At 50.9% G+C, this 1,269-nt stretch carries 2 protein-coding genes; both read right to left on the reverse strand.

All coding sequences use genetic code 11. From position 1 onward, the window contains the following. Positions 1 to 15: 15 nt before the first annotated feature. A complete protein-coding gene (locus FD34_RS04900; RefSeq protein ID WP_007124610.1) occupies positions 16 to 279 on the reverse strand; it encodes a SemiSWEET family transporter in 264 nt (87 codons plus the stop codon). A 40-nt stretch (positions 280 to 319) separates the two neighbouring features. Then, positions 320 to 1,198, reverse strand: a complete 879-nt coding sequence (scrK, locus tag FD34_RS04905; RefSeq protein WP_057807326.1) for a fructokinase ScrK — start codon at positions 1,196 to 1,198, stop codon at positions 320 to 322. Between the last annotated feature and the right edge of the window lie 71 nt (positions 1,199 to 1,269).

The raw sequence follows: 1,269 nt of genomic DNA on the forward strand, positions 1-1,269 counted from the left end.
GGTTAAAATTTTATTTTAGTGCAAGGCAGTAAAGAAAGTGATAAATCCGAAGAAGATCCCCGGGAAGTTAGCAACGAACACGGCCCAATCCCGTTCACTCTTGAACCAGGCGTAAATTGACCAGAGTGTGCAGTTTAAACCGGCGACAAACGGTTGCAGTGGTGCACAGTAGGCACCATGAAGATTGTTAATGATCTGTGGAATATATGAAACGTACATGCAGACGGCAATTACACTGGCAATCACGCTCAGGACCCGGATGAATTTTGTTTCCTTCATAATTTAAGTTCCCCTTTATCTTTCTCTTCAATGCGTCAAGTTAGTTTGTAGCAGCTTTCAGGGCGAGGGCGAAGTCACCGATTGTGGCTGAACCGTTGTTCTGGGCCAGTGGCATCGTGATGTATTCGTCGACGTTGCCAACATCAACATAGTTATTCAACAGCTTCTTAAATTCGCGCCGGACCTTCTTCAAGAACTCCTCGCTGACGACCCCGCCACCGAAGATAATCTGGCCTGGCCGGAACATCAATGTGGCGTTCAGGGCAGCCTGGGCAACATAGTAGGCCATGATGTCCCAGACATGATCAGTCAGCGGAACGTCCTGTCCCTTCTTACCAGTCCGGGCCTCAAAGGTTGGCCCAGAGACCAGGCCCTCCAGACAATCACCATGGAACGGGCAGATCCCCTTAAAGTCAAGGTCATCGGGGTGGCGCTTCAGGCGAATGTGGCCCATCTCGGGGTGACCGAGTTCACCGACAAACTTCCCGTCGATGACGGCTCCAGCCCCGCAACCAGTCCCAATCGTGTAGTAGACCAGGGAGTTGATCCGCTTATTGAACAGTGTTGCAAGAACATATTCACCATAGGCTGACCCGTTGACGTCCGTGGTCCAGTAGATTGGGATATTGAAGTGCTTCTTGAACGGGCCTACAAAGTCGGTATCCGCCCAGCCCTTCTTCGGGGTGTTGGTGATGTAGCCGTACTTCGGCGAACTCTGCCGGATTTCGATCGGCCCGAACGAGGCGATCCCGATTCCAGATAGTTCATCCTTATACTGGTCGAACCAGTCAATACACTTCTGAATGGTCTCTGCCGGTGTTGTGGTCGGAATGTGGATTGAATCCTTAATTTGGTAGTTGACATCACCGACTGCACAGACGAACTTTGTCCCGCCGGCCTCGATACTTCCTAATAGCATAATCTTCGTCCTCCTTAGTTGTTCTTATCCATCTCGGCACGCAGCTGCTTGCCAATCTCCTCGTAACCAGG

The sequence above is a fragment of the Limosilactobacillus pontis DSM 8475 genome (assembly GCF_001435345.1).
GTDB lineage: Bacteria > Bacillota > Bacilli > Lactobacillales > Lactobacillaceae > Limosilactobacillus > Limosilactobacillus pontis.

Excerpts from the sequence above, each read along its gene's own strand:
- scrK (WP_057807326.1), bottom strand. The coding sequence starts at position 1,198 with ATGCTATTAGGAAGTATCGAGGCCGGCGGGACAAAGTTCGTCTGTGCA.
- FD34_RS04900 (WP_007124610.1), bottom strand. The coding sequence starts at position 279 with ATGAAGGAAACAAAATTCATCCGGGTCCTGAGCGTGATTGCCAGTGTA.